The following is a 26,632-nucleotide window of genomic DNA, read 5'->3' as shown; positions in this document are numbered from 1 at the left end:
GAGGCGCTGCGGCTGGTGCCGCTGGCCGCGAGCGGCGCGCTGGGCCTGCTGCTGGCGCTCGCGCTGCTGGACGTGCTGGCCCGCCTCGGCGCCGTCGCCGCGGTGCTGCTCGCCGGCCCCCTCGTGCTGGTGACCGGCGCGGTGGCCGCGGCGCTCGCCGTCGCCGCCAAGTGGCTGCTGAGCGGCCGGCACCACCGGCAGGACCGCCCGCTCTGGAGCGGCTTCGTGTGGCGCAACGAGCTGGTCGACGCGTTCGTCGAGCTGCTGGCCGTGCCGTGGTTCGTGCGCGGCGCGCTGGCCACGCCCGCGTTCGTGCTGTGGCTGCGCGCGATGGGGTCGCGCATCGGTCGCGGCACCTGGCTCGAGACGTACTGGCTGCCCGAGCACGACCTGGTGCACGTCGGCGCCGGGGCCACCGTGAACCGGGGGTGCGTGCTGCAGACGCACCTGTTCCATGATCGGATCATGTCCATGGACGCGGTGGTGCTCGGCGCCGGAGCCTCGCTCGGGCCCGGTGGCGTGGTGCTGCCCGCGGCCCGCCTCGGCGACGGCGCCCGCGTGGGTGCGGCGTCGCTGGTGCTGCGCGGCGACGAGGTGCCCGCCGGCACCCGCTGGGCCGGCAACCCGATCGCGCCCGCATGATCGGCCGGCACGGCGACGCGTACCTGGGCGGACACGGCGACGAGCGGTTCGGCGTCGAGTCCTACGACCTGCAGCTCGACTACTCGGTGGCGTCGAACCGCCTCGACGGGCGGGCCGAGCTGGTGGTGCGCACGCTCACCAGCACCGACCGGCTCGACCTCGACCTGCGCGGCCTCGACGTGCAGCGCGTGACGGTCGACGGGCGGCGTCCGGCCAAGCACTCCCACCACCGCGGCCGGCTGCGCATCGCGCTCGCCGAGGCGGTACCCGACCAGACGGTGCTGCGCGTCGGGGTGCGGTACGGCGGGTCGCCGCGCCCGCTGCGCAGCGCGTGGGGCGAGGTCGGCTTCGAGGAGCTCGACGACGGCGTGATCGTGGCCGGGCAGCCGGTCGGCGCGCCGTCGTGGTTCCCCTGCAACGACCGCCCCGACGACAAGGCCGTCTACCGGGTGCAGGTGACCGTGGAGGCGGCGTACGCGGTGGTCGCCAACGGCGCACCGACCGGACGCCGCCGCGGCGCGAGCACCACGACGTGGACGTTCGCGCCGACCGACCCGATGGCCACCTACCTCGCGACGCTGCAGATCGGCCGCTACACCTCCGTCGACCTACCCGACGGCGGCGGCGTGCCCCAGCGGCTGGTGGCGCCGGCCAGCCGGCAGGGGGCGGCCGCGCGCGACGTCGCCCGCCAGCACGACATGCTCGCCGTGTTCGCCGAGCTGTTCGGGCCGTACCCGTTCGACACCTACACGGTCGTGGTCACCGACGACGAGCTCGAGATCCCGCTGGAGGCGCAGGGGCTGTCGGTGTTCGGCAGCAACCACCTCGACGGCACCGGCGGCCTCGAGCGGCTGGTCGCGCACGAGCTGGCGCACCAGTGGTTCGGCAACAGCCTCACGGTGCGCTCGTGGCACGACATCTGGCTGCACGAGGGGTTCGCCTGCTACGCCGAGTGGCTGTGGTCGGAGCGGTCCGGCGGACGCTCGGCCGCCGAGCACGCGCGCACGCACCACGCGGCGCTGGCCGCGCTCCCGGCCGACCTGGTGCTCGCCGACCCGGGGCCCGACCTGATGTTCGACGACCGGCTGTACAAGCGCGGAGCCCTTGCGCTGCAAGCGATCCGGACGACGTGCGGCGACGACGTCTTCTTCGACGTGCTGCGGTCGTGGACGGCGCTGCACCGGCACGGCGGGGTCAGCACCGAGCTGTTCACCGAGCACCTGCGCGGGCACTGCCCCGAAGCCGCCGAGCTGCTCACCGCGTGGCTGCACCACGCGCCGCTGCCGGCGCTGCCCTAGCGATCAGCTCGCGTCGAACGTCCAGTGCCACGGCTCGCGCGACACGTTCTCGGTGAAGCCGTACTCGTCGGCGTGCTGCCGCATCCAGCGCTGCGCGGAGGCGTCGAGCCGCAGGTCGAGGCTCTTGCCCCAGCCGTGGTCGCTGGTGCCGGGCTTCGCGCCAGCCCGCCCTGCGAGTGCAGGCCCTTGCGCCGCGCGAGGTCGACCTGCTCGGCGAACGACCGGTACGAGTCGGTGACGCCGACGTGCACCCCGGCCCGCGCGGCCCCCGCCCGCAGCTGCTCGAACGCCTGCGCGGCCGGCGCCCACAGCCGGTGCCCCGACCCGATCGACGTCAACTCGGACGCCGGCACCCGGCCGTTGCCGAAGCGCGCGAGCTCGACGCGCACGCCGTCCGCCGTGGTCGCCGCTCCCGACGTCCGCGTCGCTGCCGCGCTCGAGGTCGGGACCGCGGTGGTCCCGACCGCCTGCTGCAGCGCAGCGGCGAACGACCCGGCGGTCGCCGTGCCGGTGACGCCGCCGGCCGTTCCCGCGGACGGCGTGGTGCTCGCGGCGAGCGTCGTGGGCAGGGCCGCGGGGCGCGGGGCGGAGAGGGCGCCGATGCGCGCCTGGATCTCGGCCACGCGCGCGGCGACCGCCTGGATGCCCTCCACCCACTGACCCTCGACCCGGGCGCGCTGCGGCTTGAGCGCGGATCAGGCCCGCAGCAGCAGCCTCGAGCAGCGCAGCAGCTCGCGGCGCAGCACCTCGTCGTCGAGGTCGGCGAGCTGCGGGTCGGCGGTCGCCAGCATCAGGCCCGCGCCGGCGACGGACGCCGCGACGCGGGCGCTCGGCGACGGGTCGGGACCGAGCATCAGCGCGCCGAGCCGCGCCACCACCGACGGCATCGGCTCGTGCTCCTCGAGGTGGCGGCCGACGGACGGGTCGCCGCGCAGCAGCGCCACGAGGCGCCGGTGGTCGACCACGACGTCGACCAGGCCGGTCACCACGGCGTCGACCTGCTCGGCCCGGCCCTCGACGGCCTCGGCCGCCTCGACGAGGCCCTCGAGCCGGTCGAACACCGGCTGCAGCACCGCCAGCACGATGTCGTCCTTGGCGTGGAACTGGAAGTAGACCGCGGCCTTCGTGACGCCCATCCGGTCGGCGATCATCTGCAGCGAGGTGCCGCTCGTGCCGTGCTCGGCGAACAGGTCGAGCGCCGCCGCCAGCACCCGCTCGCGGCCCTGCCCCCTGGGCGCCACCGGTCGCGCCATCCGTCTGCCTCCCTCTCGTCGTCCCGTGGCGTCCGCGTGTGACGCGGCGCACCACATCAAGTTAGCCGATCGGCTTGCCCAAGACCTAGTCGTTCGGCAAACTCTGATGCAGCCCTCGGCACAGCGACGTGCGCCCGCTCCCCCTTCCCGGAGGTCCCTCATGGCCACTGCGCTGTACCGGCTCGGCCGCTTCGCCTTCCGCCGCCGCCGACTGGTCGCGCTGCTCTGGCTCGTCGTGCTCGGGGTCGCCGGTGCGGGCGCCGCCACCCTGCACGGCAGCATGACCAGCTCGTTCACGCTGCCCGGCACCGAGTCGCAGCGCGCGCTCGACCTGCTCGAAGAGCGGATGCCGGGGTCGGGGGCGGCCGGGGCCACCGCTCGCGTCGTCTACGTCGCGCCGAGCGGTTCGAAGGTCACCGACGCCGCCGCCACCGCCGCCATCACCGACTCGGTGCGCCGGCTGGGCGGCCTCGCGCACGTCAGCGTGGCCGCCGACCCGTTCCAGGCGAAGACGGTGTCGCAGGACGCCAGCACGGCGTTCGCCACCGTCGCCTACGACGTCCCGGCCACCGACCTGACCGCCGCCGACCACGAGGCGCTCACCGAGGCAGCGCACGCCGCGCGCTCGGCCGGGCTGACCGTCGAGCTCGGCGGCGACGCCTCGCAGGAGCAGGGCGCCGTCGGCGGCACCGAGGGCATCGGGCTCGTCGTCGCCGCGCTGGTGCTGGCCCTGACGTTCGGGTCGCTCGTGATGGCCGGCCTGCCGCTGCTGACCGCCGTCGTCGGCGTCGGGCTGGGCGTGCTCGGCATCGAGATCGCCACCGGCTTCTTCGACCTCAGCTCCACGACGCTGACGCTCGCGCTCATGCTCGGCCTCGCCGTCGCGATCGACTACGCGCTGTTCATCGTGTCGCGCTACCGCGGCGAGCTGCAGCAGGGCCTCGAGCCGGAGGAAGCCGTCGGGCGCGCCGTCGGCACCGCGGGCTCGGCCGTCGTCTTCGCCGGCGCGACCGTCGTCGTCGCGCTCGCCGCGCTGTCGGTCGTGAACATCCCGTTCCTCACCGCGATGGGGCTCGCCGCGGCCGGCACCGTGCTCGGCGCGGTCGTCATCGCGCTCACCCTGCTGCCCGCGCTGCTCGGCTTCGTCGGACGTCGGGCGCTGCCGAAGTCGTTGCGGCACAGGCACGTCGGCAGCGTGCACGAGCCGCAGCACCTCTCGCGCCGGGCGCCCGCCCGGGCCGCGGTGGGCGAGCGGTGGGTGCGCGGCGTCGTCCGCCGGCGGGTGCTGGTGATCGTCGCGATCGTCGTGGGGCTCGGCACGGTGGCGGTGCCGGCGCTCGACCTGCGGCTGGGCATGCCCAGCGACGGCAGCGCCTCCCCCAGCACCACGCAGCGCCGCGCCTACGACGCGCTGGCGAAGGCGTTCGGCCCGGGCTTCAACGGCCCCCTGGTGATCGTCGCCGACCTGACCGGCGCCGACGACCCGGCGTCCGCCGCGAGCGCCATCCAGCGCGACCTGTCGGGGCTGCGCGACGTCGTGGCCGCGACCCCGCCGACGCTCGACCCGGCGAAGCGGACGGCGATCCTCACCGTCGTGCCGCAGAGCAGCCCGAGCGACCCGGCCACCGAGCGCCTGGTCGCCACCGTGCGCGACGCGGCACCCCGCTGGCAGGCGGCGACCGGAGCCGACGTCGCCGTCACCGGCACCACCGCGGTCGGCATCGACGTGTCGGACCGGCTGCGCGGCGCCCTGCTGCCCTACCTGCTGCTCGTCGTCGGCATCGCGTTCGTGCTGCTGACCATCGTGTTCCGCAGCCTGCTGGTGCCGCTCAAGGCGACGCTCGGGTTCCTGCTGAGCATCGTCGCGACGTTCGGTGCGGTGGTCGCGGTGTTCCAGTGGGGCTGGTTGAAGGACCTCGTCGGCCTCGACTCGACCGGACCGATCCTGAGCTTCCTGCCGATCTTCCTGGTGGGCATCCTGTTCGGCCTGGCGATGGACTACGAGGTGTTCCTCGTGACCCGGATGCGCGAGGACTTCGTGCACGGTGCCGGGCCGACCGAGGCCGTCGTCAGCGGGTTCGCCCACGGCGCGCGGGTCGTCGCGGCCGCCGCGGTCATCATGTTCAGCGTGTTCGCCGGCTTCGCGATCACCGACGAGCCGATCATCAAGTCGATGGGCTTCGCCCTGGCCTTCGGCGTCGCGGTCGACGCGTTCCTGGTGCGGATGACGCTCGTGCCGGCCGTCATGTCGCTGCTCGGCCGCGCCGCGTGGGCGCTGCCGCGCTGGCTCGACCGGCTGGTGCCCGACGTCGACGTCGAGGGCGCGAAGCTCGCGCAGCAGCTCGCCGCCCCGGCTCCGACGGCGCAGCGCGACGAGGTCACCGCCGACGCCTGAGGCACGCGCCGTCCCGTCGCGCGGGCAGAAGTCGTCGTGCCTGGTGAGCCGGGCCGGCGGGGGGTTCGGCCCGCGCTTCGGGTCGGCGGCGCGCGGCGCCTGCCCGTGCGCGACAGAGTGGGCGCATGGACCCCGTGATCGTCGTCGGCGCCGGCATCAGCGGCGTCACCTGCGCCCGTGAGCTCGACCGCGCCGGCCTGCCGGTGCGCGTGCTCGACCGCGGACGCCGGATCGGCGGCCGGATGGCGCTGCAGCGCACCGGCAGCCGGGTCGTCGACACCGGCGCCTCGTACCTCACCGCCTCCGACGACGCCTTCACCGAGCTGGTCGACGACTGGCAGGCGCGCGGCCTCGCCCGGCCCTGGACCTCGAGCCTGGCGACCCTCGACGCCGACGGGCTCGGCCCGGCGAAGGACGGCCCGATGCGCTGGGCCGCGCCCCAGGGCCTGCGCTCGCTGGTCGACGACCTCGCCCGCGGGCTGCCCGTCGAGAGCGGACGCACCGTGCAGCGCGTCGACGTCCGCGGCGGTGACGGTGGCGGTGGCGGTGGCGGTGACCGCAGCGGTGGCGGCCGTGGCGACGGCGGCGCTCGTGACGGCGGCACTGCCGGTGGCGGCGCGCTGTCGGTGGACGGCGAGCCCGCGTCGGCCGTGGTGCTCGCGATGCCAGACCCGCAGGCCCGCCGGCTGCTGCCGTCCGGTCACCCGCTCGACGCCGCCCTCGACCGCGAGTGGCTGCCCGTGCTCGCGCTCGCCGCAGGCTGGCACGAGCGCACCTGGCCGCAGCTGACGGGCGCGTTCGCCGACGACCCCGACGTCTCGTTCGTCGCCGACGACGGCAGCCGGCGCGGCGACGACGCCCCGGTGCTCGTCGTCCACTCGACCCCCGAGCTCGCCGCCCGGCACCTCGACGACCCCGACACCGCCGCCGCTCCCCTGCTCGCTGCCGCCGACAGGCTGCTCGGCACCGGGACCGACCCCGTGTGGTGGCGCGTGCGCCGCTGGACCTTCGCTCGCCCCGCCGACGGCCGCAGCGAGCCCTTTCACCTGGGCGACGACCTGCTCGGCGTCTGCGGCGACGGCTGGGCCGAGCGCTCCAAGGTCGAGGCCGCGTACCTCTCGGGCCGGGCCCTCGGCCGCGCGCTGGCCGACCGCCTCTCCTGACCCTCCGCGGCGCGGGGGCACCCTGCGCCACCACGAACGGCGCGGGGGCACCCTGCGCCACCTCGAACGGCACGGGGGCACCCTGCACCGACGCGAACGGCACGGGGGCACCCTGCGCCGCCTCGAACGGCACGGGGGCACTCTGCGCCACCTCGAACGGCACGGGGGCACCCTGCGCCCCCTCGAACAGCACGGGGGCACCCCGCGCCGTCATGAACAGCACGGGGGCACCCCGCGCCACTCAGGGCGGCGCGATGCGTGTCAGTCCTGCGTGGTCGCGTCCTCGCGTGCCGCGGCAGGACGCGTGCGGCGGGGGCCGGCCTTGTGGGTTCCGTCGCACCAGGGGGCGCGCGCGGTGCGGCCGCAGCGGCACAGGGCGACGGTGCGGCGGTCGGTGGGCACGGGCTGGCCGTCGGCGCCGATGACCTCGAAGTCGCCGCGCAGCAGCAGCGGGCCGTCGTCGCAGACGGTGATCGACACGGGCTCGGCACGGCTCATGCCCCCAGCCTGCTGGCGCGTTCTCGTCCCCGCATCCCGAGAAGTCCCCGGCGTTCGTGGGTACGTTCCGTCTCATGGTTCGCATCACACCGCGTGGCCCGCTGAGTGCCGCGCTGCTGCACGCGCTCGACGGGGGCGACGCCACCACCCTGCGTGACCTCGCGCTGGAGGCGTCCGACCGGCGGCCGCTGATCGACGACGACGACGTGCAGCTGTCGCTGTACCTCATGTACGAGCTGCACCACGGCGGGCTGCCGGGCGTCGACGACGACTACGAGTGGCACCCTGACGTGCTGGCCGCCCGCGCGGTCCTCGAAGGGCGCTTCGAGACCGAGCTGCGCGAGCGGTTCCCGGTCGACCTGTGCGAGCCGGCCGGCCTGCCCGACGAGCTGTTCCGCCGCGCGGCCGAGGACGTGCCGGGCGCGTCCGTGCCGGCGTACGTCGCGCGTCGCGCCGACGTCGACGACGTCGCCGAGATGCTGGTGCTGCGCTCGCCGTACCAGCTCAAGGAGGCCGACCCGCAGACGTGGGCGATCCCGCGTCTGCGGGGCCGCGCGAAGGCGGCGCTGGTCGAGATCCAGATCGACGAGTACGGCGGCGGGCGGGCCGACCGGATGCACGCGGCGCTGTTCGCGAAGGCCATGCGGGCGCTCGGCCTCGACGACACCCCGAACGCCTACCTCGACCACGTGCCGGCGGTGGTGCTCGCGAACGCCAACGCGCTCACCATGTTCGGGCTGCACCGTCGGCTGCGCGGTGCGCTCTGCGGTCACCTGGCGGCGTTCGAGATGACGTCGTCGTTGCCGGCGCGCAAGGTCGTCATCGGCATGCAGCGGCTCGAGCTGCCGGGCGACGCCTGGGAGTTCTTCGACGAGCACGTCGAGGCGGACGCCGTGCACGAGCAGGTCGCCGCACGCGACCTGTGCGGCGGGTTGATCGAGTCCGAGCCGACGCTGCTGCCCGACGTCCTGCTCGGGTCGGCGGTCTGCCTGGGCATGGACGCTCTGGTCGGCGCCCGCACCGTGCAGGCCTGGGAGGCGGGACGCTCGGCACTGCGGACGCCCCTGCCGGACCATGCCCACAGCGCGACCGTCATCGACCTCCGCCGGCCGCTCGGCGTCGCCTAGCCGCTCTTGGAACGACGACGGCCCCGGTCCGAGAGGACCGGGGCCGTCGTACTCTGCTCCCGCGACTGGATTCGAACCAGTAACCGTCCGATTAACAGTCGGATGCTCTGCCGTTGAGCTACGCGGGATCGACCTGAGAACACTAGCAACATCGGGGGCCGGACCCGAAACCTGAGGGGTCTACAGGCGTAGTCCGACCTGCTCGGCGAGGTCTCGGCTGAGCGCCTGCACCTGGTCGGCGACCTGGGGGCGGGTCAGGTTGACGCCCTCGTCGGCGACGACCTGCACGAAGAGCCGGTCGTCAGCTGGGTCGCGGCGCACGGCCACGGTGACGCCGCGGGCACCTCGCACCTGCACCCGCTGCGAGAGCACGTAGGTGCTCATGACCCGCTCGCGCAGCACCTCCGGCACGGCACCCGGCTGCTCGTCGAGGTGGACGGCGACGGGCGGGGCGTCGGTGTCGGCGAGCCGGACGTCGAGGAGGCGCTGCTCGGGATCCCAGTGCGCCTCGGCGACGTCGTGCCAGGCGTACCGCGAGGTCAGCGGGCCGGCCTCGTCGCTGGCGGGTGGCAGCACCACGAGCGCGGACGGCGTGGCCACGACCCAGCCGCCGTGCCGGAGCCGGGCGTGGGCCAGCACGCGCTCGCCGCGACGCAGGTCGGCGGCGGCCCGCACCTCGGCGGGCAGCGGGTCGGGACGCTCGGCGCGTCGACGACGTCCGGGCAGGAGGGCTGGCACGTCCCCCAGCCTACGAGACGGCACCGACGGTCAGTCGGCGAGCGCCCGCAGCGCCTGCCGCCGCTGCACGAGCAGCTGCGCCTCGCGCAGGGCTGCGGTGTAGCCGACGGCGTCGCCGCTGGCGTCGAGTCGCTGCATGCGGCTGTGCACCTCGGCCTCGCGCCGGCGCAGGTCGCGCTCGGCGATGTCGACCTGCAGCGCGGTGCCCAGCGGTTGCAGCCCGGCCTCGCCGACGGCGGGCACGGACGCCACGGCGAGGTCGGACGTGTACGGGCGCACGTTGTCGGGCACCTCCCCCGCCACGAGCTCGTACCACCCGCGTCCGGCCGTCTCGGCGACGGCCAGTCCCCCGACGGCGCGGACGGCGCGGTGCACCGCGCGGTGCACCGGGGCGGTGAACGCGTCCTCGCCGAGCGCGTCGAACTCGGGCTGGGCGAGGACGTGCGGTGCCTGCAGCACCAGCTGCAGCAGCTGCCGCTCCATGCGGACGATCGGGTCGCGGGGGTCGGGGCGGGGCAGCTCTGGCTCCGCCGGCGACGCCTCGTCCTGCTCGTCGTCCGGCCGGCGGCGGTCCTCGCGGCCCTGGTCGCCGCGACCGGGAGGGGACGAGCCGCCTGGCCCGGCACCCTTGGCCGCGGCTGTGGACGCGTCGCGCTCGGCGCGCGCGACGGCCCGCCGCACGTCGTCCTCGGGCAGGCCGACGTGCCCGGCCAGGCGGCGGGCGTACTCGGGGCGCAGCGACCGGTCCTTGATGCCGGCGACGAGGGGCGCCGCTGCCCGCAGCGCCTGCACCCGGCCCTCGGCGGTGTCGAGGTCGTAGCGGCCGATCGTCGTGGTGATGGCGAACTCGAACAGCGGACGCCGGCCGGCGACCAGCTCGCGCACCGCCTCGTCGCCGCGCTGCTGGCGCAGCTCGCACGGGTCGAGCCCGCTGCCCTCCACCGCGACGTAGGTCTGGGAGACGAAGCGCTGGTCCTCGCCGAACGCCCGCAGCGCGGCGCGCTGGCCGGCTGCGTCGCCGTCGAACGTGAACACGACCTCGGCGGGGTGCACCTCGTCGTCGTCGCGCATGATGCGCCGCACGACCTTGATGTGGTCGGACCCGAACGCCGTGCCGCAGGTCGCCACGGCGGTCTCGACGCCGGCCAGGTGGCAGGCCATCACGTCGGTGTACCCCTCGACGACGACGGCCTGCCGGTCGCGAGCCACGGCCTTCTTCGCCAGGTCGAGGCCGTAGAGCACCTGCGACTTGTGGAACAGCGGGGTCTCGCTGGTGTTGAGGTACTTCGCCTCGATGCGGTCGTCGTCGTAGAGCCGGCGGGCGCCGAACCCGACGCAGTCGCCGGTGAGGTCGCGGATCGGCCACACCAGCCGACCGCGGAACCGGTCGTACAGCCCGCGCTGCGACCGGCCGGCGAGCCCCACCAGCACCAGCTCGTCGTCGGTGAACCCCTTGCCGCGCAGGTGCCGCACCAGCTCGTCGCCGCCGCGGGGCGCGTACCCGACGCCGAACCGCGCGGCGGCCGCGCGGTCGAAACCGCGTTCGGCGAGGAACTGCCGGCCGGTGACGGCCTCGCGGGCGGTGCCGAGCTGCTCGGCGTAGTACTGCTCGGCGACCCGGTTGGCCTCGACGAGCCGGGTGCGCCGGCCGACCTCCTCGCGGGGCCGCCCCGCGCCGTCCTCGTACTCGACCTGCACGCCGGCGCGCTCGGCGAGCCGCTCGACGGCGTCGCCGAAGGTCAGGTGGTCGATCTTCTGGATGAACGAGATGACGTCGCCGCCCTCGCCGCAGCCGAAGCAGTGCCAGACGCCGAGCGCCGGCCGCACGTTGAACGACGGCGACTTCTCGTCGTGGAACGGGCAGAGCCCCTTGAGCGACCCGACGCCACCGGATCGGAGCGTGACGTGCTCGCGGACGACGTCCTCGACCGCCGTACGCTCCTTGACCGCGGCCACGACCTCGGCCTTGATCCGACCAGGCACCACGCGAGTCTACGGTCCGGCGCCGACGGTCGCGGGCGCCGTCCACAGGCGCACCGTCAGCCCTCGGCCCGGCCCTCGCGCCAGTAGCCCATGAACGTCACGCTGCGGCGGTCGACGCCGCGCTCCTGCACCAGGTGACGGCGCAGCCCGCGCACCATGGCGGCCTCGCCGGCCAGCCAGCCGTACCAGCCCTGCGCCCCCTCGCCGGTCTCCCACAGCACCTCGTGGTCGACGTCGACGTCGGCCAGCGGGGTGCTGGGCCGTGCGGCGGTCGGTGCGTCGAGCACCTCGTGCAGGGCGGCGGCGAGCGCCGCGCCCCGCGGTCGCCCGTCCCGCGGGCACCACACTACGCGGACGCCGGACGGCGCGGCGAGCGGCAGCACGTCTGCCGCGCCGGCCACCTCCACGAGCGCGTGACCGGTGACCCCAGGGCGCGTGGCCGCCAGCGACTCGAGCACCGAGGCCACCGCGGGCAGCGCCGTCTCGTCACCGGCGAGCAGCACGCGGCGGGTGTCGGCCGGGGGTCGCCACTCGATGCCGGGTGGCGTGCCGCCCGACTCGTTGCGCGCGTTCGGCCCCAGCAGCGTCACGTGGTCACCCAGCCGCGCCGACGCCACCCACCGGGCCGCCGGGCCGGGCTCGCCCGGGCAGTCGTGGTGCAGCACGAAGTCGACGTCGATCTCCGGTGCGCCGGTGCCGCTGGACGCCGCGTCGAGGCGGGCCGCCCGGACCGTGTAGGTGCGCATCCAGCCGCGGTGGGCGTCGTCGAGCGCCAGCCACTGCTGGTACCAGCCGTACGCGAGGTCGCCCAGGACGGGCAGCGGGTGGCCGGGCGCGGCGAGCAGCAGCTTGACCCTCAGGTCGCGCGGACCCTCTGGGCCGGCGGCGTCGAGGTCGGCGAGCGAGTCGGCGGCGAAGGTGATCCGCCGCAGGTGCGGGGTCAGGGTGCGCAGGCCGACGACCTCGACGTCGAAGGCCAGCAGGGGCGACGTCCGCGGCTCGGCGACCGTGCTCACGCCGGCACCTCGGCCCGGTCGCCCCGGTCGGCGAGCTCGGTCGCCCGTCCGGCGTGGTGCCGCCCCACCGGCACGACCATCGGCGTGCCCGACACCGGGTCGGTCACCACCTGGCAGCGCATGCCGAACACGTCCTGCACCAGGGCGTCGGTGACCACCTCGCGCGGGTCACCCTGCGCCACCAGCCGGCCGTGCTTGAGCGCGACGAGGTGGTCGGCGTACCGCGCGGCGAGGTTCAGGTCGTGCAGCACGACCACGACGGTGGTGCCGCGACGACGGTTCAGGTCGGCGAGCAGGTCGAGCACCTCGATCTGGTGCGCGACGTCGAGGAAGGTCGTGGGCTCGTCGAGCAGCAGCACGTCGGTCTGCTGGGCGAGGGCCATCGCGATCCAGACCCGCTGACGCTGGCCGCCGGACAGCTCGTCGACCGCCCGCTCGGCGAGGTCGAGCGTGCCGGTCGACCGCAGCGCCTCGGCGACGGCGAGGTCGTCGTCCGCGCTCCAGCGACGCAGCCACCCCTGGTGCGGGTGCCGCCCCCGGCCGACCAGGTCGGCCACGGTGATGCCGTCGGGCGCGGTCGGCGACTGCGGCAGCAGGCCGAGCACCTTGGCGACGGCCCGGGTCGGCTGCTCGTGGATGACCTTGCCGTCGAGCAGCGCTGCGCCGCCGGTCGGGTGCAGCAGCCGGGCGAGACCGCGCAGCACGGTGGACTTGCCGCAGGCGTTGGCGCCGACCAGCACGGTCACCCGCCCGGCCGGGAGCACCAGGTCGAGACCGTCGACGACCCGTCGACCGTCGTAGCCGAGCGAGAGCTCGCGAGCCTCCAGCACGTGCGCAGCGGTCACGTCTGCCTCCAGGCCAGCGCGCATCGCGCGCCAAGTAGGTTAGGCAAACCTAAGCAAACGTCGGCCGCCCAGGCAAGCGGCTGTGCCGGCGAGTGCCTGGCATCACGACACGTCGATGCCCTCCGGCAGGTCGTGCTCGGGCCAGTCGAGCAGCCGGACGGCGGTGCGGAACGCGTACCGGTCGGTCATCCCCGCCACGTACGTGACCGCCGCGCGCACCGTGTCGTCGTCGTCGCCCTGCTGACCGGCGTGCTCGCGCGGCAGGTCGCCGGGGTGGGCGGCGTAGTGCTCGACCAGCGCACGCAGCAGCCGCACCACCGACTCGGCCTGCGCGAGGGACTCGGGGCGCGTGTAGATGCGCTCGTAGTTGAACGACCGCAGGGCCGCCAGCGCCTCGGCCACGTGCGGCGCCATGCCCACGACGCCGGTCTCGCTGGTGCAGCGCACCAGCTCCTCGACGAAGGTGCCGAGCTGCTGACCGCGGGTGCGCCCGCACACCGACGCGACGTCCGGCGGCAGGTCGGCCAGGTCGACGATGCCCGCCTGGGCCGCATCCTCCAGGTCGTGCGCGGTGTAGGCGACGCGGTCGGCCCAGCTGACCACGACCCCCTCGGGCGTGGACGGCGCGGGGCGCGACCACGAGTGGTTGCGGACGCCGTCGAGCGTCTGGCTGCAGAGGTTGAGGTGCGTCAGCGCGACGTCGGCCCCCCACACCGCGTGGTCGTACCCGCCGGGCACGAACGCGTCGAAGGCGTCCTCGCTGGCGTGCCCGCCCGGCCCGTGCCCGCAGTCGTGCCCGATGGCGATGGCCTCGGTGAGCGCCACGTTCAGGCCGGTGGCCCGGGCGACGGACGTCGCGACCTGGGCGACCTCGAGCGCGTGCGTGAGCCGGGTGCGCTGGTGGTCGGCCGGGAAGACGAACACCTGCGTCTTGCCCGCCAGCCGCCGGAACGAGGCCGAGTGCAGGATGCGGTCGCGGTCGCGCTCGAAGCAGGTGCGCTCGACGTCCGGCTCCTCCGCGCGGGCTCGGTCGCCGGCGCCGAGGGCCCGGGTCGCACCGGGCTGCAGCAGCCGGTGCTCGAGCTCCTCGCGCGCCGCCCGCCCTCGCGGCGCCACCGGCTGCACGCGCGGCTCGTCGCCGCCGTGCGCCGTGACGACCCCCTCGGCGGAGCGGTGCCCGGGCGCGGTGGCCGCCCACTGGCGGGACCGCCGGGTCGGCTGCAGGTCGCTCACGGCCTCACTGTGCCAGTCCCGTTCAGGCGGAACACGTCCAACGTGTGCGTGACGGGGTCGAACGTCGTGATGGTGCCGTCGCCGGGCGCGGAGAACTGCGACGTCTGGTCCATCGGCAGGCCGATCGGTTCCGTACGACCGGTCCGCAGGTCCATCAGGAGGCTCGTCTCGTCGGAGCCGTCGTGGACGCCTCCCCCGTCGAACAGCAGCAAGTGGTCGTGGTCGATCAGGACCGCCTGGCCGAACTCGGAGTCGACGTCGATCGGGAAGTGCCTCCGGCGCGCGATGCGGTCGCCGTCGACGTCCAGCAGGTGCAGCGTCTGGTTGTGCGAGTCGTCGGGCTCGAGCACGCCCTCGAGCACCACGACCCGTGATCCCACGACCGACATCCCGTCCTCGGCGCCGTCGTATCCGAGGTGCAGGGCGCGGTGACCAGGTCGGAGCAGCAGGTTCGACTCGCCGCCGATCAGGTACGAGCGGCCGTTCGCCTCGTACTCGAAGTCCTCCTCGGCGTGCCGCACCCTCGGGCCGGCCGGCGTCAGCTCGATCAGCTGGGAACAGCGGCAGCCGGCGTCCCACGTCGTCCAGCTCGGTCGCGTGCTCGGACGGGTCAGGCTCTGCCCGCTGATGCCGCCGTCACCGGCGTTGCGCTGTCGAAGCTGCAGGGGCCCGTTCACGGCGGTGGCCGTGAACACCTCCGATCCCACTGCCTCCGATTCGGGGTAGCCTGCCTGGACGCTCTCGACGTGCGTGATGACGTCGCCCACCGCGGACTGCCCCGTCGTGTCCCAGTCGCCGTGTGCGTTGGCGCGCAGCACGGTACGACCAGTGCCCAGATCGGTGACCGCCCACCGGCTGCGGCTCCTCGTCCCCCCGTCGGGGTGTGCTCGACGCCACGCATCGTCGTCCTGCCCGTCCTCCCACCCGAACACGCGGTAGCGGCCGACGCCGGCGACGAGGGCAGGGTGCCCGCCGTCCGGGAGGTCCACCCGGGTCTCGAGGGTCCACGCCGCCGAGTGACGTGGTTCGGCGCGCGTCGGCTCGGGTTGGCGCGACTCGTCCGCCCGACAGCCTCCGACGACCATCAGCGCGGCCACGCCGACGAGCCACCGACGCCTCACCAGATCAGCTGTCGCGAGTTGGCGTCACCGGCCTCGAAGAGGTTCTGACGGCTCACGTCGTGCACCCCGTGCGCCCGCTTGTTGAAGTGCTTGTTCAGCGGATCCCACACCCACCCCTTCGCGCCGGTCCATCCGTTCACGGTGATCGCGTGGGCACCTGAGAAGCCGCTCGGCCAGTAGTCCAGATCATCGCCCTGGACGCCCAGCACCAGCCGCACCTTCTTGTTGCCGACGCTGGCCCGGACGAGGTCCAGCAGGCCCTCTGCGCTGCCGTAGCTGGCGCGGTGAGCCGTGTCGACGTACTCGTGCTTCGCGAAGGTGTTCAACGCAGCGGGAGCGCGCCGCAGTGGCCGTCCCCGTCGTCCCGTTGGTCTTCATCCGCTCCGCCAGGTACTCCTGCGTGGCCGCTCCGAGCAGGACGGCTTTCGCAGAGGCAGGCACGCACCACGTCTCGTGGTCCTGGTAGTCGTGCGGGACGCCGCGGTGACAGGTGTCGGACTGGGACGAGCACGGCGGGAGCGGCGCCGGCTTCAGGCCGGCTCGGTCCGCCCGGTCGACCGTGCGGGCCCGCGCATCCGCGTCGCGCTGCCACAGCGCGTCGTACTCCGCGTGCCGGGAGGGCCCCCGGGGGTCGCTGAACCCGTCGGGAGGGACGACACCCGACGATGCGGCCGCCGAGTGGGCAGGAACGAGCACCGTGGCGGCGAACAGGGACGCGGTGACGGCGAGACGGCGCACGGGCAACTCCGTTGAGAGGCGACAACGACTGCACCGAACCTAGCCAGTTGTCGCCGGGGAACCCACCCGATCATTCGAGTTGTGGATAACCCCTTGTCAGCCGCCGCTGACCGACAGCTCGGCCTCACGGACGACGCGGGCCGACTCGCCGACGAGCTCGCGCGTGGCGAGCCACTGCTCGGGCAGGGCGACCCGCTGCGGCGAACCGGCACGGCCGCGCTGGCCCTCGGCGGGGTCGCCGGGCCAGGGCTGCGTCAGGTCGAGCTCGGCCAGGCGGTCGTCGAGCTCGGCCATCGTGTCGACCATCGCGAGCGCCGCCCGCGCCTGCTGCCCGACGCTGAATCCCTTCAGGTACCAGGCGACGTGCTTGCGGATGTCGCGGCAGGCCTTGCGCTGCGCGTCCTCGGCGCTGCGGAAGGAGCCGGCCCGCTCGTAGTGCTCCGCCAGCAGCTCGGCGTGCCGCCGCAGCGCCCCCGCGACGTCACCGAGCGACGGGCGCACCCGCACCTCGTGACCGGCGAAGGCAGCCGCCAGGTCGGCGAACAGCCACGGCCGGCCCAGGCACCCGCGGCCCACGACCACGCCGTCGCACCCCGTCTCGGCCACCATCCGCAAGGCGTCGTCGGCGCTCCAGACGTCACCGTTGCCCAGCACGGGGATGCTCGTCACGGCCTGCTTGAGGCGGGCGATCGTCGTCCAGTCGGCGTGCCCGCTGTAGTGCTGCGCCGCCGTGCGTCCGTGCAGCGCCACCGCAGCGACCCCCTCGTCCTCCGCAGCGCGTCCGGCGTCCAGGTACGTCAGGTGGTCGGGGTCGACGCCGACCCGCATCTTCACCGTGACCGGCACCCCGGCCGGCGTCGCAGCACGCACCGCGGCGCGCACGATGTCGCGGAACAGCGTCGACTTCCACGGCAGCGCGGCACCGCCACCCTTGCGCGTCACCTTCGGCACCGGGCACCCGAAGTTCAGGTCGACGTGGTCGGCACGGTCCTCGTCGACCAGCAGCCGCACCGCCGCCCCCACCGTCGCCGGGTCGACGCCGTACAGCTGCACGCTGCGCGGCCACTCCCCCGGCCCGTGCTCGATCAGCCGCATCGACTCCGGCGACCGCTCGACCAGCGCCCGCGACGTCACCATCTCGCTGACGTAGACTCCCGCGCCCTCGCCCTGCAGCCCCGCCCGTTCCAGCGCCGCCCCCGCCAGCTCGCGACACAGCTGCCGGAACGCCGCGTTGGTGATCCCCGCCATCGGCGCCAGCACCACCGGCGTCCCGATCACGTGCGGCCCGATCCGCAGCTCTCCCGTCACGCCCCCATCATCCCAGGTCTCAGCCGTCCGGGGGTCGCGCGGTGTGCCCCCGCGCCGTTAGTGGTGTCGCGGTGTGCCCCCGCGCCGTTAGTGGTGTCGCGGTGTGCCCCCGCGCTGCCTCGTCGGGTGCGCGGGGCGCCCCAGCGTCGCTCCCTCCGGCGCGGGGTGCCCCCGCGCGGCGTCGGGGCCGGGCGCCCGCTGTCGTCCACAGGTGGAGAACGAGGTGCGCCTCGTCCACAGCGCCCACGTGCTCTAAGCCGCAGGTGGCACGACGACGCCACTGTCGGCGCATGACTCTACGCACGACGCTCGACCCCGCCGTCATCGACGTGCTGCTGCGCCGGCGCGAGCGCGTCGTCGCCCATCACGAGCTCATGGCAGCCGGTCTGCCGCGATCGACCATCGGCCAGCGCATCCTGCCCGGCGGCACCTGGCAACGGCTGCACCCCGGGGTGGTCCTGGCGCACTCTGGCACGCCGACGACTCGCGAACGGCTGCTCGGCGCGCTGGCTTTCGGCGGGCCGGGGGCCGTGGTCACGGGTCTCAACGCGTTGCGCCTCTGGGGCGTACGGGTGGCCGCACGCTCGGAAGTGGTGCACGTCGCCGTCCCGCACGCGCGACGTCGACAGTCGCAACCGGGCCTGATGGTGGAGCGGACCCGCAGCATCGACGCCGTGCAGCGCGGGGGCCTGCCGATCGCGCGGGTCGCACGCGCCCTGGTCGACGCCTGCCGTCGCCTCGAGCGACTCGACGACGTCCGCGAGCTCGTCGCCAGCTGCGTCCAGAGCGGCGCCTGCACCGTGGACGAGCTGCGTGAGGCCGTCGACCACGCCGCTCGCCAACGCACGGCGCTCGTCAGGGCGGTGCTGCGTGAGGTGGGTGCCGGCGTCCGGTCCGCCGCAGAGGCGCGGGTGCGGGAGGTGTTCAGCCGGCACGGCGTCCTTCAACCGCGGTGGAACTGGGCGCTGCACCGCGTCGAGGACGGCGAGCACGTCGTGACGCCCGACGGCTGGTGGGAACACCTGGGCGTCGCGCTGCAGATCGACTCGATGGCGTTCCACCTCACGCCCGCGGCGTACAAGCGCACTCAGCGGCTGCAGCGCCGCCTCGGCGTGTTCGACGTCCCCTTCCTCCCGATCGCCCCTGCTGACGTGTTCGACGACGAGCAGGGCTTCGTCGCGCAGGTCCGCGCGTTCCTGGCCACCCACCACGACCACCGTCCCTCGCCTGACCTGTTCGCGCGCCCGCCGGCTTAGGGCCGTGCGCGCACGCAGCCATCCGCCGTGCGGCTGAGCACTCCGTGCCTGCCCCGTCGGGCCACGCAGTGTTCGACCGAGGTAGCCGACGCCTGATCAGGCCGCGCCACGAAGCGCGGGGGCACATGACGCGCGGCTGGAAGCACGGCGCGCGTCACCGACCACGCGCGACGGCGGGCTCGGAAAGGGCGCGGGGGCACACGGCACCGCTCAGAACGGCGCCGCGCCATCCCACGCTCACGCGGTGAGCGACCAACTTCAGGAAGGCGCAGGGGAGCGCGCGCGCCGCCAGCAACGGCACGGGGGCACACCGCGCCGCCAGCGACGGCACGGGGGCACACCGCGCCATCACGAACAGCGCGGGGGCACACCGCGACACCAGGGCGCCGCGAGCGAGGGCGGCGGGCGGGGTCAGTCCTTGGGGAGCTCGAGCTCCGTCTTGGCGAGCTCTTCGACGTTGACGTCCTTGAAGGTGACGACGCGGACCTGCTTGACGAAGCGGGCGGGACGGTAGACGTCCCAGACCCAGGCGTCGGTCATGGTGACCTCGAAGTAGACCTCGCCGTCGTCGGAGCGGGGGACGACGTCGACGGTGTTGGCGAGGTAGAAGCGGCGCTCGGTCTCGACGACGTAGGAGAAGAGGTTCACGACGTCGCGGTACTCCCGGTAGAGGGAGAGCTCCATCTCGGTCTCGTAGTTCTCGAGGTCCTCGGCGCTCACCGACCCACCTCCATCACGTCGTCGTCGAGCTCGGGCAGGTCGCCCGGCGCCCCATCATCGTCCACAGTCTCGAGCTCGGTCACGTCGGCGTACGGCGGCAGGCGCCAGCTGCGGCGGTGGTGCTCGCAGGCGCCGTGCTCGGTGAGGGCGTCGAGGTGCTCGCGGGAGGCGTAGCCCTTGTTCACGGCCCAGCCGAAGTGCGGGTGGCTGTCGTGCAGGTCGACCATCATGGCGTCGCGCTCGACCTTGGCCAGCACGGAGGCGGCGGCGACGGAGGAGCAGCGCATGTCGGCCTTGATCATGGTGCGGACCGGCGGCGTGGGTTCGTCGGGGTGCAGCAGCGACAGCAGACCCTCGCGCTCGGGATCGGTGTACCAGTCGTGGTTGCCGTCGAGCAGGATCAGGTCGGGGACGGCGGGCAGCGTGGCCATGGCTCGCCGGGCGGCCAGCCGCAGGGCACCGAGGATGCCGACCTCGTCGACCTCGTCCGGACCGGCGTGCCCGACGGCGCTGGCCAGCGCCCAGCGGCGGATCCGCGGTACCAGGCGCTGCCGGGCGGCGGGCTGCAGGAGCTTGCTGTCGCGCACCCCGGTCGGGGCGGTGCGCACCGTGGCGTCGACCAGCACGACCCCGACGGACGCCGGACCGGCCAGCGCGCCGCGGCCGACCTCGTCGACCGACGCCAGCAGGCGGACGCCGTCGCGCAGCAGCGAGCGCTCGACGCGCAGGCTCGGCGGGGTGCCCGGCGCCGGACGCCGACGGCCCTGGGCGGGCACGGGGGTCACACCGGCACCTCGACCGGCGCGGCCGGCCGGCCGGCCGAAGGGTCGGCGGCGAGCAGCGCCGGCAGCCGGCTCGCCAGGTCGCGCGGCGCGACGATCTCGCCGGCGGCGGCGCCGCGCAGCCGCTCCAGCTCGTCGACCGTGAACCACCGGACGCCGGTGACGCCCTCGGCCGCCAGGAACCCGGCGTCGACGCGTGCGAGGTCGAGGTCGAGGCCGTGCTCGTCGAGGCGCAGCAGGTAGTAGACCTCGCGCAGGTCGACGGCACCGGGCAGCCGGTGCCGCCGCACCCAGACCGGGTCGCCGAGGTCGTCGGGGTCCACCTCGAGCCGCAGCTCCTCGGCCAGCTCGCGGACGGCGGCCGCGCGGTGGTCCTCGCCCACCTCGACGCCTCCACCGGGGGCGAACCACACCGTGCCGCCCTCGACGGCGGCGGTCGACACCAGCACGACCCGGTCGACCCCGTCGAGCCGGCTCACCACGAGCACGCGGGCGGTCGGGCGGTGCGGCTCGGCGGGCAGCGTCGCGTGGGCGCGGCGCACGAGCTCGGCGGTGCGCGTCGGCTCGACCACCTCGCCGGCCGGGAGCGACCCCAGCTCGTCTGGCAGGAACCAGCGGGCGCCCACGGTCGCGGCGGCCTCGTCGTCGCTCATGCCGCGTGCGACCGGGTCGAACCGCGGCGTGCGGACGGCGAACCAGGAGTTCTGCCCGACGATCGGCTGCCCGGCCCAGCTGAAGGCGTCGTCGCTGCGTGCCACCGCGCCACCGAGGTCGTCGAGCACGAGCCCGAGCTCCTCCCAGGCCTCGCGGACGACGGCCTCGTGCGGCTGCTCGCCGGGCTCGACGCCGCCACCGGGCGCGATCCAGTGCACGAGGTGCGGGCGAGCCGGGTCGACGCAGCCCAGCAGCAGCACGGCGCCGGACGGATCGACGCACAGCAGGCGGGCGGCGGGGCGGAGGAGCTGCTCGGGCACCAGGGGCCTACTTCGTGCCCGCGGCGGGCACCTTCGCGAACACCGCCGAGGGCTCGGTGAGCCGCGACGCGTGCGACAGCGGCCAGACCACGGCCACGGCGCGCCCGGTGACGTCGCTGATCGGCACCGAGCCGGTGCGGCCGGTGCCGTCGTCGTGGTAGCGCGAGTCCTCGGACTCCTGCCGGTTGTCGCCCATGACCCAGACCTTGCCGGCCGGCACGACGACGTCGAAGTCCTTCTCCGACGGGATCGACCCCGGCTTGAGGTACGGCTCGGTGATCGCGACGCCGTTGACGGTCAGCTTCTCGGCGTCGCGGTCGTAGGCGACGTGGTCGCCGGGCAGCCCGATGATCCGCTTGATCAGGTGGTTGTTCGAGTCGTTCGGCAGCAGCCCGACGAAGGCGAGGCCGCGGCGCACCGGGTTCGTCGAGGGCGGCACCTCGTCGGCGCCGAGCCAGTCGCCCGGGTCGGTGAACACGATGACCTGACCGCGGTGCAGGTCGAACGGCCCGGGCGTCAGCTTGCTGACGATCACCCGGTCGCCGATGAGCAGCGTGTTCTCCATCGACTGCGAGGGGATGAAGAAGGCCTGCGCCAGGAAGGTCTTCACGAGCAGCGACAGCGCGAGCGCGATGACGACCACGATGACGGTCTCGCGCACGAGCCCGAGGAAGCCGCCGGACGCGGTGCGCTGCGCCGAGCGCTCGCGGGCGTCCGGCGCGGCGGGGTCGACACCGGCCTCGTGCGCGGGCCGGTCCTTCGCGGTGTCGCTCACTCGCTCGCTCCCCTGCTCGCGCCGGCGGCGCTGGTGGTCGGGTCGGGCAGTCGGCCGGCGCGGTCGAGCGGCCAGAAGCGCAGGACGACGCGGCCGACGACCCGCTCGACCGGCACGGTGCCCCCGCCCGGGTCGCCGAGGTGGGCTCGCGAGTCGGCCGAGTCGCTGCGGTGGTCGCCCATCACCCAGAGCCGGCCGGGCGGCACGACGACGTCGAAGCGGACGTCGCTGGGGCTGTCACCGGGGAGCACGTATGGCTCGTCGAGCGGCACGCCGTTCACGGTGAGCCGGCCGTCCGTGCCGCAGCAGGCCACGCGGTCGCCGGGCAGCCCGACGACGCGCTTCACGAAGTCGTGCTCCGACGGCCGCAGCCCGACCGCGGACCCGGCCGCACGGACGACGCGTGCGAGCGCGCCGACCGGTGCCGGCGGGGCGTCGCTGAACGAGCCCTGTCCGTCGAAGACGACGACGTCACCGCGCTGCACGTCACCGACGCGGTACGCGATGCGCGACACCAGCACGCGGTCGCCGGGGTCGAGCGTCGGCTCCATCGAGCCGGACGGGATCGCGAACGCCTGCACGAACAGCACCCGCACCAACAGCGCCAGCACGAGGGCGACGGCGGCGAGCACCGGCACCTCGCGCCACCACGGGCGGCCCCCGGGGGCGCGGCCGGCGGCGGTGGGTGCGGTGGTCTCGGCCAGCGGGCCCGGTGGGGCGTCCATCAGCAGGAGCCTAACCCTCGGTGGGCCGGCAGGAGCCGGCCGGGCGCAGCGCGCCGGGACGGGTCAGCGCGCGACCGGCGTGTCGCGCTTCTCCTTGATCTTGGCGGCCTTGCCGCGCAGGTCGCGCAGGTAGTACAGCTTCGCGCGACGCACGTCGCCGCGGCTGACGACCTCGATCTTGTCGAGCACGGGCGAGTGCACCGGGAAGGTGCGCTCGACGCCGACGCCGAAGCTCACCTTGCGGACGGTGAACGTCTCGCGGACGCCCTCGCCCTGGCGGCGGATGACCGCACCCTGGAAGATCTGGACGCGCGACCGGCTGCCCTCGACGACCTTCACGTGCACCTTCAGCGAGTCGCCGGGGCGGAACTCGGGGACGTCGGTGCGCAGCTGGGCGGCGTCGACGTGGTCGAGGATGTGCATGGTGCGTCCCTGTCTCGCAGGTGCCACAGGTCACCCACGTGCTCGTGTGGAGGTCACGGTTCGCCACCGTGCGGCGGTGCGCCCTCCCTGTGGCGGGAGCGCGGCCGGGTCGTGGCGCGAGGGCTCAGTCTGCCACAGGCGCGGGGTCCGCCTGAAATCCGACGCCGGGACCGTCGTCCGGACGCCCGCCCGGGCGCTCACCGGTCTGGACGGCGCGCAGCAGCTCGCGGTCGGCCCGGTCGAGCTCGGCGGGGTCGAGCAGGTCGAGCAGGTCGGGCCGGCGCAGCAGGGTGCGGGCCAGCCGCTCGTCGCGCCGCCACCGGGCGATCCGCCCGTGGTGCCCCGACAGCAGCACGTCGGGCACCGCCCGCCCGCGCCACACGGCCGGCTTGGTGTAGACGGGGTACTCGAGCAGCCCGCCCTCGTGGCTCTCCTCGACGAGGCTCTCGGCGTTGCCCACCACGCCCGGCAGCAGGCGCCCCACGGCCTCGATCACCGCCAGCGCCGCCACCTCCCCGCCGTTCAGCACGTAGTCGCCCAGGCTCACCGGCGTCACCCGGCCACGAGCGGCTGCCTCGTCGAGCACGCGCTCGTCGATGCCCTCGTAGCGCCCGCAGGCGAACGCCAGCCACGGCTCGGCGGCCAGCTCGTGCGCCATCGCCTGGTCGAACCGGCGCCCCGACGGGCTCGGCACCAGCAGGTGCGGGGACGCCGCGCCGTCGGCGAGCGCGGTGCGCCCGGCGTCGAGCACGTGGTCGAGCGCCTCGCCCCACGGCTCGGGTCGCATCACCATGCCGGCGCCGCCGCCGTACGGCGTGTCGTCGACGGTGCGGTGCCGGTCGTGGGTGAAGTCGCGCAGGTCGTGCACCACGACGTCGAGCAGCCCCTGCTCGCGCGCCCGGCCCAGCAGCGACAGCTCGAGGACGTCGAGGTACGCGGGGAAGATCGAGACGACGTCGACGCGCATCACGCGCGCCCGTCGTCCCCGCGGGCCCGGTCCTCGCCGTCCTCGTGCTCGTCGGGGTCCTCGTCGAACATGCCGCCCGGCGGGTCGACGACCACGCGGCCCCCCGCGACGTCGACGACGGGCACCAGCGCGGTGACGAACGGCACGAGGACGTCGGGCCCGCCGTCGCGCCGCACGACGAGCAGGTCCTGGGCGCCCCCGGTGTCGAGCCGGCGCACCTCACCGAGCACCTCGCCGGTCGGCGACTGGACCCGCAGGCCGATCAGCTCGTCCTCGTACCAGGCGTCGTCCTCGTCGCTGCTGCCTGCGTCGACGGTGAGCAGCGTGCCGCGCAGCGCCTCGGCCTCCTCGCGACCGCTCACCTCGGCGAAGGTGAGCAGCAGCGTGCGGCCGTGCTCGTGCGCGGTCTCCAGCGTGAGCGGGCCGGCGCCGGCCGGGTCGGTGCCGAACACGGCGCCCGGCACGAAGCGCTGCTCGGGCACGTCGGTGCGCACCTCGACGGTGACCTCGCCGCGCAGCCCGTGCGCGCGGCCGATGCGGGCGACCACCCGGTCCATCGCTGCTCCCTGGGAAAGCGATCGGGGACGCCGGGCAGGTGCCCGGCGTCCCCGATCGGTGTGCTGTGTCTAGCTCGCGCGGTCGGTGTCGACGATGTCGACCCGGACCGAGCGGCCGCTGGCCAGCGCGCTGACGACGGTGCGCAGCGCGGTGGCGGTGCGACCCGAGCGGCCGATGACCCGCCCGAGGTCGTCGGGGTGCACCCGCACCTCGAGCATCTCGCCGCGTCGACCGCCCTTGGCGCGGACGGCGACCTCGTCAGGGTGCTCGACGATGCCGCGGACGAGGTGCTCGAGGGCCTCCTCGAGCACGATCAGGCCTCGGTGGTCGCGGCCGGAGCCTCGGCCGGGGCCTCGGTCGTCTCGCCCGCGGGCTCGGCCGAGGCCTCGTCAGCGGACTTCGACTTCTTCGCCTTCGGGGTGATGGCGTCCTTCGACGTGCGCGCGGCGTCGAACTTCACCGGCTCGGTCGAGGCCGGCTCGGCCACGCGCAGCGTGCCCTCGGCGCCCGGCAGACCCTTGAACTTCTGCCAGTCACCGGTGATCTTCAGCAGCGCGAGCACCTGCTCGGTCGGCTGCGCGCCGACACCGAGCCAGTACTGGACGCGCTCGGAGTCGATCTCGATGACCGAGGGGTCGTGCGTGGGGTGGTACTTGCCGACCTCCTCGATCGCCCGACCGTCGCGCTTGGTGCGCGAGTCGGCGACGACGACGCGGTAGTACGGGGCCCGGATCTTGCCCAGGCGCTTGAGACGGATCTTGACGGCCACGGCTGTGGGTTGCTCCTGTTTCGTGTGGGATGAGCGACGCCGGGCCGTGGTGGGGCCATGGCACGGAACCGCTCGGGACACGACGCGCGAGGAGAGAGGGGCCGCACGCGACGGGTACGGCGGATCATTCTGCCAGATCCCGGGGCCACCGTCGTCCGGCCCCCGGCGGTCGCTGGTCTACGCTCCCCCGGCGCGCGCCGTCCGGCCCGCCGGGAGGGTGCTGGCCGTGCTGTCGTACGTCGTGCGTCGGGTCGTCGCGATGCTGCTCATGCTCGTGGCGCTGAGCATGGTGGTGTTCGGCCTCTTCCAGGTGCTGCCGGCCGACCCGGCGGCCCTGACCTGCGGCAAGTCGTGCACGCCGGTGGTGATCGCGGCGAACCGGCGCCGTCTCGGCTACGACCGGCCGGTCACCGAGCAGTACGCGCGGTTCGTGTCGGCGATCTTCGTCGGTCGCGACTACGGGGTGGGGCGGGCCCGCTTCCACTGCGACGCGCCGTGCCTCGGGCACTCGTTCGCCCGCGGGGTCGACGTCAGACCGCTGCTGGTCGAGCGGATGGGCGTCACGGCGCAGGAAGCGGTCGGCGGCTTCGTGCTGTGGATCGCCGTCGGTGTCGGCGGCGGGGTGCTCGCCGCGCTCTGGCACCGGCGCTGGCCGGACCGCACGCTGATGAGCCTGTCGCTGCTCGGGTACTCGTTCCCCGACTTCTTCATCGGGCTGCTGCTGCTCTACTTCGTGGTCTTCCGCTTCCACGTCATGAGCTACCCGGCGTACACGCCCTTCCACGAGGACCCCGCGGCCTGGTTGCGCTCGATGCTGCTGCCGTGGGTGACGCTGGCGGTCAGCAGCGCGGCGTTCTACACGCGGCTGACCCGCACGCAGGTGCTCGACACGATGGGCGAGGACTTCGTGCGGACGGCGCGCAGCAAGGGGCTCGGGCAGGGCGCGGTGATCGGTCGGCACGTGCTGCGGGCCGGCCTGACGCCGGTGGTCACCGCCGCGGGCATCGACCTGGCCGGGCTGCTCGGCGGCGTCGTGATCGCCGAGCAGGTGTTCGGCCTGCCCGGGCTCGGGCGCCTGGCGCTGGACTCGGTCGTCACCTACGACCTGCCGCTCATCGTCGGCACCGTGCTGCTCGCTGCGGCGTTCGTGATCGTCGCGAACCTCGTGGTCGACCTGCTCTACGCGGTGCTCGACCCGCGCGTCCGCCTGACCTGAGCCCCTGCGGCTCCTGCTGTTAAGCAGTCATCCGGGATCCGCATGGCGACCAGCCGGGCGCTTGCCACTGGCCGACGAAGCCCTTCAGGGTGGCTGCGACGGCGCATCG

At 74.6% G+C, this 26,632-nt stretch carries 28 protein-coding genes, 1 tRNA gene and 1 pseudogene; 8 read left to right on the top strand and 22 right to left on the bottom strand.

Features of this window, described 5'->3' with window-relative positions:
• From ACYVI6_RS08305 to ACYVI6_RS08295, 3 genes and pseudogenes are all read left to right on the top strand, one after another.
• A pseudogene (locus tag ACYVI6_RS08305) lies at window positions 1-642 on the top strand (amino acid adenylation protein); the annotation flags it as partial.
• Entirely contained in the window at window positions 639-1,940 is a 1,302-nt protein-coding gene (locus ACYVI6_RS08300) for a M1 family metallopeptidase (protein WP_460445916.1), read from the top strand. The pseudogene ACYVI6_RS08305 and the gene ACYVI6_RS08300, both read left to right, overlap by 4 nt.
• A gap of 186 nt (window positions 1,941-2,126) precedes the next feature.
• Complete coding sequence (locus tag ACYVI6_RS08295; RefSeq protein ID WP_460445915.1) at window positions 2,127-2,600, top strand: hypothetical protein; 474 nt, start codon at window positions 2,127-2,129, stop codon at window positions 2,598-2,600.
• Between the two features lie 35 nt (window positions 2,601-2,635).
• On the opposite strand, the gene ACYVI6_RS08290 is transcribed toward ACYVI6_RS08295, so the two are convergent.
• Window positions 2,636-3,193 carry a TetR/AcrR family transcriptional regulator gene (locus ACYVI6_RS08290; RefSeq protein ID WP_460445914.1) on the bottom strand — a complete coding sequence of 186 codons (558 nt, stop codon included), beginning with the start codon at window positions 3,191-3,193 and terminating at the stop codon, window positions 2,636-2,638.
• A 160-nt stretch (window positions 3,194-3,353) separates the two neighbouring features.
• On the opposite strand from ACYVI6_RS08290, the gene ACYVI6_RS08285 reads away from it, so the two are divergent.
• Together ACYVI6_RS08285 and ACYVI6_RS08280 are read left to right on the top strand one after the other, a co-directional pair.
• Entirely contained in the window at window positions 3,354-5,588 is a 2,235-nt protein-coding gene (locus tag ACYVI6_RS08285; RefSeq protein ID WP_460445913.1) for an MMPL family transporter, read from the top strand.
• Window positions 5,589-5,713: 125 nt separating this feature from the next.
• The gene (locus ACYVI6_RS08280) at window positions 5,714-6,751 is read left to right on the top strand and encodes an NAD(P)/FAD-dependent oxidoreductase (protein WP_460445912.1); all 1,038 of its coding nucleotides are present in this window, start codon (window positions 5,714-5,716) and stop codon (window positions 6,749-6,751) included.
• A 261-nt stretch (window positions 6,752-7,012) separates the two neighbouring features.
• On the opposite strand, the gene ACYVI6_RS08275 is transcribed toward ACYVI6_RS08280, so the two are convergent.
• A complete protein-coding gene (locus ACYVI6_RS08275) occupies window positions 7,013-7,249 on the bottom strand; it encodes a CDGSH iron-sulfur domain-containing protein (protein WP_284290418.1) in 237 nt (78 codons plus the stop codon).
• Window positions 7,250-7,323: 74 nt separating this feature from the next.
• On the opposite strand from ACYVI6_RS08275, the gene ACYVI6_RS08270 reads away from it, so the two are divergent.
• Window positions 7,324-8,376: an iron-containing redox enzyme family protein gene (locus tag ACYVI6_RS08270; RefSeq protein WP_460445911.1), complete on the top strand. Its 1,053-nt coding sequence runs from the start codon at window positions 7,324-7,326 to the stop codon at window positions 8,374-8,376.
• Window positions 8,377-8,432: 56 nt separating this feature from the next.
• On the opposite strand, the gene ACYVI6_RS08265 is transcribed toward ACYVI6_RS08270, so the two are convergent.
• The 10 genes from ACYVI6_RS08265 to ACYVI6_RS08220 form a co-directional block, all read right to left on the bottom strand.
• Window positions 8,433-8,504: transfer RNA gene (locus ACYVI6_RS08265), tRNA-Asn, on the bottom strand.
• A gap of 52 nt (window positions 8,505-8,556) precedes the next feature.
• Window positions 8,557-9,114, bottom strand: coding sequence for a hypothetical protein (locus tag ACYVI6_RS08260; RefSeq protein WP_460445910.1), 558 nt, complete (start codon window positions 9,112-9,114; stop codon window positions 8,557-8,559).
• A 30-nt stretch (window positions 9,115-9,144) separates the two neighbouring features.
• The gene (dnaG, locus tag ACYVI6_RS08255) at window positions 9,145-11,097 is read right to left on the bottom strand and encodes a DNA primase (RefSeq protein ID WP_460445909.1); all 1,953 of its coding nucleotides are present in this window, start codon (window positions 11,095-11,097) and stop codon (window positions 9,145-9,147) included.
• Window positions 11,098-11,153: 56 nt separating this feature from the next.
• Window positions 11,154-12,113 carry a siderophore-interacting protein gene (locus tag ACYVI6_RS08250; RefSeq protein ID WP_460445908.1) on the bottom strand — a complete coding sequence of 320 codons (960 nt, stop codon included), beginning with the start codon at window positions 12,111-12,113 and terminating at the stop codon, window positions 11,154-11,156.
• Window positions 12,110-12,982 (bottom strand): ABC transporter ATP-binding protein, encoded by an 873-nt coding sequence (locus tag ACYVI6_RS08245; RefSeq protein WP_460445907.1) that lies wholly within the window; start codon window positions 12,980-12,982, stop codon window positions 12,110-12,112. Before ACYVI6_RS08245 ends, ACYVI6_RS08250 begins: the two co-directional genes overlap by 4 nt.
• Before the next feature lie 78 nt (window positions 12,983-13,060).
• Window positions 13,061-14,182, bottom strand: coding sequence for an HD domain-containing protein (locus ACYVI6_RS08240; RefSeq protein ID WP_460445920.1), 1,122 nt, complete (start codon window positions 14,180-14,182; stop codon window positions 13,061-13,063).
• Between the two features lie 5 nt (window positions 14,183-14,187).
• Window positions 14,188-14,886 carry a hypothetical protein gene (locus ACYVI6_RS08235; RefSeq protein ID WP_460445906.1) on the bottom strand — a complete coding sequence of 233 codons (699 nt, stop codon included), beginning with the start codon at window positions 14,884-14,886 and terminating at the stop codon, window positions 14,188-14,190.
• Window positions 14,887-15,308: 422 nt separating this feature from the next.
• Window positions 15,309-15,638 carry a hypothetical protein gene (locus ACYVI6_RS08230; protein ID WP_460445905.1) on the bottom strand — a complete coding sequence of 110 codons (330 nt, stop codon included), beginning with the start codon at window positions 15,636-15,638 and terminating at the stop codon, window positions 15,309-15,311.
• A 508-nt stretch (window positions 15,639-16,146) separates the two neighbouring features.
• Window positions 16,147-17,358, bottom strand: coding sequence for a tRNA dihydrouridine synthase DusB (gene dusB, locus ACYVI6_RS08225; protein ID WP_460445904.1), 1,212 nt, complete (start codon window positions 17,356-17,358; stop codon window positions 16,147-16,149).
• A gap of 296 nt (window positions 17,359-17,654) precedes the next feature.
• Window positions 17,655-18,188: a hypothetical protein gene (locus ACYVI6_RS08220; protein WP_460445903.1), complete on the bottom strand. Its 534-nt coding sequence runs from the start codon at window positions 18,186-18,188 to the stop codon at window positions 17,655-17,657.
• A gap of 33 nt (window positions 18,189-18,221) precedes the next feature.
• Between ACYVI6_RS08220 and ACYVI6_RS08215 the strand changes: the two genes are divergently transcribed.
• On the top strand, window positions 18,222-18,614 hold the full coding sequence (locus tag ACYVI6_RS08215; protein WP_284290406.1) for a hypothetical protein: 393 nt from the start codon (window positions 18,222-18,224) through the stop codon (window positions 18,612-18,614).
• A gap of 411 nt (window positions 18,615-19,025) precedes the next feature.
• On the opposite strand, the gene ACYVI6_RS08210 is transcribed toward ACYVI6_RS08215, so the two are convergent.
• The 10 genes from ACYVI6_RS08210 to rpsP all read right to left on the bottom strand — a co-directional run bounded on the left by ACYVI6_RS08210 (window position 19,026) and on the right by rpsP (window position 25,307).
• On the bottom strand, window positions 19,026-19,334 hold the full coding sequence (locus ACYVI6_RS08210) for a DUF2469 domain-containing protein (RefSeq protein WP_460445902.1): 309 nt from the start codon (window positions 19,332-19,334) through the stop codon (window positions 19,026-19,028).
• Entirely contained in the window at window positions 19,331-20,110 is a 780-nt protein-coding gene (locus ACYVI6_RS08205) for a ribonuclease HII (protein ID WP_460445919.1), read from the bottom strand. Before ACYVI6_RS08205 ends, ACYVI6_RS08210 begins: the two co-directional genes overlap by 4 nt.
• A gap of 5 nt (window positions 20,111-20,115) precedes the next feature.
• Complete coding sequence (locus tag ACYVI6_RS08200) at window positions 20,116-21,090, bottom strand: NUDIX domain-containing protein (protein ID WP_460445901.1); 975 nt, start codon at window positions 21,088-21,090, stop codon at window positions 20,116-20,118.
• 7 nt (window positions 21,091-21,097) lie between these two features.
• A complete protein-coding gene (gene lepB / locus ACYVI6_RS08195) occupies window positions 21,098-21,865 on the bottom strand; it encodes a signal peptidase I (RefSeq protein ID WP_460445900.1) in 768 nt (255 codons plus the stop codon).
• Complete coding sequence (lepB, locus tag ACYVI6_RS08190) at window positions 21,862-22,590, bottom strand: signal peptidase I (RefSeq protein ID WP_460445899.1); 729 nt, start codon at window positions 22,588-22,590, stop codon at window positions 21,862-21,864. The genes lepB (ACYVI6_RS08195) and lepB (ACYVI6_RS08190) overlap by 4 nt, the downstream gene beginning before the upstream one ends.
• A gap of 63 nt (window positions 22,591-22,653) precedes the next feature.
• Window positions 22,654-23,013: a 50S ribosomal protein L19 gene (rplS, locus tag ACYVI6_RS08185; protein WP_460445898.1), complete on the bottom strand. Its 360-nt coding sequence runs from the start codon at window positions 23,011-23,013 to the stop codon at window positions 22,654-22,656.
• A 124-nt stretch (window positions 23,014-23,137) separates the two neighbouring features.
• Window positions 23,138-23,980: a tRNA (guanosine(37)-N1)-methyltransferase TrmD gene (trmD, locus tag ACYVI6_RS08180; protein WP_460445918.1), complete on the bottom strand. Its 843-nt coding sequence runs from the start codon at window positions 23,978-23,980 to the stop codon at window positions 23,138-23,140.
• Window positions 23,980-24,537, bottom strand: coding sequence for a ribosome maturation factor RimM (gene rimM / locus ACYVI6_RS08175; protein WP_460445897.1), 558 nt, complete (start codon window positions 24,535-24,537; stop codon window positions 23,980-23,982). The genes trmD and rimM overlap by 1 nt, the downstream gene beginning before the upstream one ends.
• Window positions 24,538-24,606: 69 nt before the next feature.
• Window positions 24,607-24,849, bottom strand: coding sequence for an RNA-binding protein (locus tag ACYVI6_RS08170; protein WP_460445896.1), 243 nt, complete (start codon window positions 24,847-24,849; stop codon window positions 24,607-24,609).
• A gap of 2 nt (window positions 24,850-24,851) precedes the next feature.
• Complete coding sequence (rpsP, locus tag ACYVI6_RS08165) at window positions 24,852-25,307, bottom strand: 30S ribosomal protein S16 (RefSeq protein WP_284290399.1); 456 nt, start codon at window positions 25,305-25,307, stop codon at window positions 24,852-24,854.
• A gap of 226 nt (window positions 25,308-25,533) precedes the next feature.
• Between rpsP and ACYVI6_RS08160 the strand changes: the two genes are divergently transcribed.
• Entirely contained in the window at window positions 25,534-26,523 is a 990-nt protein-coding gene (locus ACYVI6_RS08160) for an ABC transporter permease (RefSeq protein ID WP_460445895.1), read from the top strand.
• Window positions 26,524-26,632 lie beyond the last annotated feature (109 nt).

Source organism: Angustibacter aerolatus (genome assembly GCF_054776675.1).
The sequence above is the reverse complement of the archived record's forward strand: the minus strand, read 5'-3'. Positions and strand labels throughout refer to the sequence as shown.